Origin of the sequence: Bacteroides sp. OF03-11BH (assembly GCF_003604005.1) — a bacterium.
Classification (GTDB): domain Bacteria; phylum Bacteroidota; class Bacteroidia; order Bacteroidales; family Bacteroidaceae; genus Bacteroides; species Bacteroides ovatus.
The window spans coordinates 62,985-68,984 of sequence record NZ_QTMW01000030.1 but is presented as its reverse complement, the minus strand read 5'-3'; the positions used below and the strand labels follow the sequence as shown (position 1 = coordinate 68,984).

The window sequence follows — 6,000 nt, the reverse complement described above, 5'->3', positions numbered from 1 at the left end:
GTCACAACTTTTACAGGAAAATAATTTTTAATGCGTCTGCCCTGTGGGAAGATGAGAAGCACTAAAGATACAAAATTAAATAGTAAAAAGCAAGAGTGAGACAGGAAATATAGCTTCATCCCCTGAACGGATTGATTTTATTTCCGAACCGGGTAATGGACTTAAAAGACTATTTTAAATCCATTACAGCCTGCTCCAACTGTTTCAATGCTTTTTCCAGCGTAGCACGTGGACAAGCAACGTTCAACCGCATAAATCCCTCGCCTTCCTTACCGAATGTTGTTCCATCATTCAGCGCCAGATGAGCATCTTCTACAAAAAGACGGTTCAGTTCTTCCTGATTGAGTCCCAATGCGCGGCAATCCAGAAAGATCAAGTAAGAGGCTTGCGGACGGATCATCTTGATAGCAGGAATATGTTCTTTCAAATACGTTTCAGTGAAATCCACATTTCCTTTAATATATGCTACCACTTGGTCCAGCCATTCTGTACCATGACTGTAAGCAGCTGCTACACTTAAATAAGCAAAGAGATGTCCTTCGCTAAACTCGCTTGCTTCCATATATGTCTGGAAACGGTGACGAAGTTCGTCATTCTCAATAATTGCATAAGAACTAGCCAATCCCGGCATGTTGAATGCCTTGCTGGGAGACATAAAGACAAGAGAGTTCATCCGTGCCTTCTCTGAAATCAAAGCAAAGGTAGGATGTTTGTATGGAGGCAGGGTTAAGTCAGCATGAATCTCGTCAGAGATAACCAATGTGCCGCTTTCATAGCAGATGTCGGCTATCTGAGACAGTTCCTCTTTGGTCCATACACGTCCACCCGGGTTATGAGGGTTGCTTAGAATAAGCAATTTGCATCCTTGAATATCTTGACGGAAGCGGTTGAAATCAATATAATATTGTTCATCTTTCAGGACTAACGGGCTGAATACCACTTCACGTTCATTCTTTTGAGTGACTAAAAAGAAAGGATGATAAACAGGGGGCATTACCATTATCTTATCTCCTTTTTGCGTAAAGCAGTGGATCACAAAAGCCAAGCCGCGAACAATACCGGGAGTGAAAGTCAACATCTCTTCACGAATCACCCAACCATGGCGCTCCTTCACCCAGTTAATAATAGACTCCGACCATTCTTTGCAAGCAAATGTATATCCGAGTACTTCATGCTCCAGGCGTTTTTTCAAAGCCTCTATGACAAAAGGAGCTGTGCGGAAATCCATATCAGCTACCCACATTGGAATCAGGTCATTGCGTCCCCAACGATTCTCTACTGCATCCCATTTTACGGAATCTGTACCATGACGGTTTATTATTTCATCAAAATTATAGTTCATACTGCATAATATTGTTAGGTTATGTGTATAATAAACAGTTAGCAAAGATAGTTGTTTTCGTGGTATTACCGAAAGGCAGCCTCTAATTTTGTATGCTCTATCAAAACATAGAGGGCCGGAGCAATACAGCATCCGACCCTCATATTCATACCCTGAAAAAAAAACTAAGAACCTATTTGTCTTTATTATTCATTCCAACGATGCACTATAAATCCACGCTTACCATCTTCTGTTTTTAAAGAGATGAAATAGATATGCGGATGGCTCGTCGGACCTGTACCGATACGTTTTTCCAAAATAAACTCGGTCAGTTTAACGGCAGAGGCTGCTTTGTCTGTATACGAAGTCTTAGTGTCATTGATAGTCGTTTCAAACTTCGGATTACGGTTGGCAGCATTCACACTATTTAAATTGTTTGCCCAACCACCGTTAAAGTAGACATAATATGTATCTTTCACTTCACCGTTTTGTTGATACCAGTACATATCTTTTGGCGTTGCATAAGATCCGGTACTGGAAACTCCGACCGTGTTAATATCGGCACGATAACCATCCCAATAAATACGTGGCGTCGGGTCGTCAAGATTGAGCGGTACCCATAAATCTATGGAACGGCTTTCCTTTTCCTGGTCGGTCACAGTAATAGTTGTACCACCGTCACCTACCACAGTAACAGTTACTGTAGTGCCGGAGATTGCCACAGTAGCTACCCCTTCATTCAGAGATTTAACGGTATAACCGCCATTACCGGTCAGTATTTTCATTTCACGAAGAATAACGCCGTCATTATCCAGACGCAATACTTCCACTCCCTCCGGGAGCGATTCGAGTGTCAGTTCCTGAAGTTTACGTACTTCAACCGTCATGAGAGCACGATTGTAGCTATCATCCGAAAGGCGAACGATGGTGCTACCTATGTCACCGCCTGTCAACAGTATCTCGTTGCCGACCACCTCGGCAGTCACCACATCCTCATTATCACTCTCTACACGATAATTCACACCGTCCAAACCAATACCGATATGCAGGACTTCTCCCTCAACGAGCACCGGATTGTGCGTAGTAAGCGGAACATTGACATAAGGGTAATACACATCTTTGTCATTTTCACATCCCGTCATCAAGCAGAGAAGAGCTAGAAAAGGGATAAAGGATAAATATTTTATTTGTTTCATTGATTCAAGATTTTTAAAGCCCGATTAAATCTCCCCAAGGGAATATCCGGACAGACTGTTAGTTTTATCAAGTTCTGCAATATCCCGTCTTATTAAAACAGAAAGAAGCATAATTGCCATCCCATTAATAATTAGGATTCTGATTTATCGGCCTGCTGCAACGAGGCACCTTACTGCCTACTTTTGTAGATTACGAATGGTTTGGCAATATCAAAATTAACCATGACGAACTTTTCATCCGGATCATCGAGAAACTGCTTCCTATCGTAGAAGCGAATAATGAACCCAGAAAGGTTATCGTATTGTCCGACGTGCTTTTCTCGTTTGACGGAATGAGCGAAACGGCATTGACTTTCAAAATAAAAGCACTCAAGAAACTTGGACAAAAAGCGTATGCACAAAGTGTTTATGACCGTTTCCAAAAGGAGTACCAGCAACTCTATGGAGAGAAGTATAAGGAGAATTCGTTAGAAGAATAAAGACTTGATGCCATGCTTGGGAAACTTTTTTAGTCAAAAGAATAAAGGAACCTATTATAATTAATCATTTTATTAGGCACTTTTAAATAATTGTGTTCCTATCGATAAGAGTAGAGATTTAAAAAAAGCATAAGAGAAATCTCCTAATTGCTATTTACATAGAAAAATAGTACTTTTGTACTCCATTCAAAAAAGAATTTATGACGAAAGCATTATTTTTTGATATAGACGGAACATTGGTCAGTTTTGAAACTCACCGCATCCCGTCGTCTACCATTGAGGCACTGGAAGCCGCCCGTGCAAAAGGACTGAAGATATTTATCGCTACGGGACGTCCGAAAGCCATTATCAACAACCTCTCCGAATTGCAAGACCGGAATCTGATTGATGGATATATCACCATGAACGGGGCTTACTGCTTTGTCGGGGAACAGGTAATCTATAAAAGTGCCATCCCCCAGGACGAAGTAAAAGCGATGGGAGATTTCTGCGAGAAAAAAGGCGTTCCCTGTATCTTTGTAGAGGAACACAACATTTCCGTTTGCCAGCCCAATGACATGGTGAAAAAGATATTCTATGATTTCCTGCACGTGAATGTGATTCCGACTGTATCTTTCGAGGAGGCAACCAGTAAGGAAGTCATCCAAATGACACCCTTTATCACGGAAGAGGAAGAAAAAGAAATCCGTCCGTCTATTCCTACCTGCGAGATAGGCCGATGGTATCCTGCATTTGCCGATGTGACCGCCAAAGGAGACACCAAGCAAAAGGGCATTGATGAAATAATCCGCTATTTTGATATTAAACTCGAAGATACCATGGCTTTCGGAGACGGAGGAAATGACATCAGCATGCTCCGCCATGCAGCCATCGGAGTAGCCATGGGACAAGCCAAAGAGGATGTGAAAGCCGCTGCCGATTATGTGACAGCTCCCATCGACGAGGATGGCATCAGCAAGGCAATGAAGCATTTTGGTATTATCTGATTATGAGCGTAGACACCAATAACGCAGCGTTTCAGGACGCCCTGAACCTGATTCAATATACGCGTCAATCGGTTTTCCTGACCGGGAAAGCGGGTACAGGGAAATCTACATTCCTGCGTTACGTCTGCGAAAATACCAAAAAGAAACACGTTGTACTCGCCCCGACAGGCATCGCTGCTATCAATGCCGGAGGAAGTACGATGCATAGTTTCTTCAAACTCCCTTTCTATCCGCTGCTGCCGGATGACCCGAACTTGAGTCTCCAGCGTGGTCGTATCCATGAATTTTTCAAATACACCAAGCCTCACCGGAAGCTGTTGGAACAAATAGAACTGGTCATCATCGACGAGATTTCAATGGTAAGGGCGGATATCATTGATGCCATCGACCGAATCCTACGTGTATACTCTCACAATCTGCGTGAACCTTTCGGAGGAAAACAACTGTTATTGGTAGGCGACGTATTCCAACTGGAGCCCGTCGTAAAAAACGACGAACGGGAAATATTGAACCGCTTCTATCCTACACCCTATTTTTTCTCTGCCAGAGTATTCGGCCAGATAGACCTGGTATCCATCGAACTTCAAAAGGTATACCGCCAAACAGACCCCGTTTTTGTCGGCGTCCTCGACCATATCCGGAACAATACAGCCGGAGCGGCTGATCTGCAACTACTGAACACCCGTTATGGAAGCCAGATAGAAGAATCGGAAGCTGATATGTATATCACTCTGGCCACCCGTAGAGACACGGTAGACTCTATCAACGAAAAGAAACTGGCGGAACTTCCCGGAGACCCAATTACTTTTGAAGGAGTCATCGAAGGAGATTTCCCCGAAAGCAGTCTACCCACCTCACAAGAGCTCGTACTGAAACCCGGTGCACAAATCATCTTTATTAAAAATGATTTCGACCGCAGGTGGGTAAACGGTACCATTGGTGTCATTGCCGGAATTGATGAGGAAGAAGAAACCATCTACGTTATCACCGACAATGGAAAAGAATGTGACGTAAAGCGTGAATCATGGCGCAATATCCGTTATCGCTACAACGAAAAGACAAAAGAAATAGAAGAAGAAGTCTTAGGTAGCTTCACACAATATCCCATTCGGTTAGCTTGGGCCATCACTGTCCATAAGAGTCAGGGACTGACTTTCAGCCGTGTAGTCATCGACTTCACAGGTGGTGTATTTGCAGGTGGACAAGCATACGTGGCACTAAGCCGCTGTACCTCACTGGACGGTATTCAGCTCAAAAAGCCTATTAACCGTGCTGACGTCTTCGTCCGCCCCGAAATCGTAAACTTTGCCGGACGTTTCAACGACCGGCAGGCTATCGACAAAGCTCTGAAACAAGCGCAGGCCGACGTGCAATACGCTGCTGCTTCACGCGCTTTCGACAAAGGAGACATGGAGGAATGTCTGGAACAGTTTTTCCGCGCCATTCATTCCCGCTATGATATTGAGAAACCTGTTCCCCGCCGTTTTATCCGACGTAAACTCGGTGTCATAAACACCTTGAAAGAGCAGAATAAGAAACTCAAAGAGCAAATGCGCGAACAGCAGGAACGCCTCCGCCAATATGCTCACGAATATCTATTAATGGGTAACGAATGTATCACCCAGGCACACGACTCACGTGCCGCCCTCGCCAACTACGACAAGGCACTTAGTCTCGACCCTAATTATGTGGATGCCTGGATACGCAAAGGAATCACTCTCTTCAACAACAAAGAGTATTTCGATGCTGAAAACTGCTTCAACATTGCAGTCACCCTCTATCCGGCAAACTTTAAAGCTGTCTATAACCGCGGAAAGCTCCGGCTAAAAACAGAAAACACAGAAGGTGCCATTGCCGACCTGGACAAGGCCACCAGCCTGAAACCGGAACATGCCGGTGCACACAAACTCTTCGGAGACGCTCTGTTGAAAGTCGGGAAAGAAGGAGAAGCCGCCTTACAATGGAGAATTGCAGAAGAACTTAGAAAGAAAAAATAGCCTATTCTTCCCGACCTCCGC

General features: G+C 44.0%; 5 protein-coding genes. 3 read left to right on the top strand and 2 right to left on the bottom strand.

Features of this window, described 5'->3' with window-relative positions; translation table 11 throughout:
• Positions 1-169 precede the first annotated feature (169 nt).
• Both DXA54_RS19110 and DXA54_RS19105 read right to left on the bottom strand, forming a co-directional pair.
• Positions 170-1,342, bottom strand: coding sequence for a MalY/PatB family protein (locus tag DXA54_RS19110; RefSeq protein WP_004309438.1), 1,173 nt, complete (start codon positions 1,340-1,342; stop codon positions 170-172).
• 185 nt (positions 1,343-1,527) lie between these two features.
• Positions 1,528-2,517, bottom strand: coding sequence for a hypothetical protein (locus DXA54_RS19105; protein WP_120080403.1), 990 nt, complete (start codon positions 2,515-2,517; stop codon positions 1,528-1,530).
• A 332-nt stretch (positions 2,518-2,849) separates the two neighbouring features.
• Between DXA54_RS19105 and DXA54_RS28235 the strand changes: the two genes are divergently transcribed.
• The 3 genes from DXA54_RS28235 (at position 2,850) to DXA54_RS19095 (ending at position 5,979) form a co-directional block, all read left to right on the top strand.
• On the top strand, positions 2,850-2,996 hold the full coding sequence (locus DXA54_RS28235; protein ID WP_004301546.1) for a hypothetical protein: 147 nt from the start codon (positions 2,850-2,852) through the stop codon (positions 2,994-2,996).
• A 200-nt stretch (positions 2,997-3,196) separates the two neighbouring features.
• Entirely contained in the window at positions 3,197-3,982 is a 786-nt protein-coding gene (locus DXA54_RS19100; RefSeq protein WP_004301545.1) for a Cof-type HAD-IIB family hydrolase, read from the top strand.
• 2 nt (positions 3,983-3,984) lie between these two features.
• Entirely contained in the window at positions 3,985-5,979 is a 1,995-nt protein-coding gene (locus DXA54_RS19095) for an AAA family ATPase (RefSeq protein ID WP_120080401.1), read from the top strand.
• The last annotated feature ends 21 nt before the right edge of the window (positions 5,980-6,000 follow it).

Bases quoted from the DNA above. Each gene is read 5' to 3' on its own strand.
- DXA54_RS19095 (WP_120080401.1), top strand. From the start codon at position 3,985: ATGAGCGTAGACACCAATAACGCAGCGTTTCAGGACGCCCTGAACCTG.
- DXA54_RS19100 (WP_004301545.1), top strand. From the start codon at position 3,197: ATGACGAAAGCATTATTTTTTGATATAGACGGAACATTGGTCAGTTTT.
- DXA54_RS19105 (WP_120080403.1), bottom strand. From the start codon at position 2,517: ATGAAACAAATAAAATATTTATCCTTTATCCCTTTTCTAGCTCTTCTC.
- DXA54_RS28235 (WP_004301546.1), top strand. From the start codon at position 2,850: ATGAGCGAAACGGCATTGACTTTCAAAATAAAAGCACTCAAGAAACTT.
- DXA54_RS19110 (WP_004309438.1), bottom strand. From the start codon at position 1,342: ATGAACTATAATTTTGATGAAATAATAAACCGTCATGGTACAGATTCC.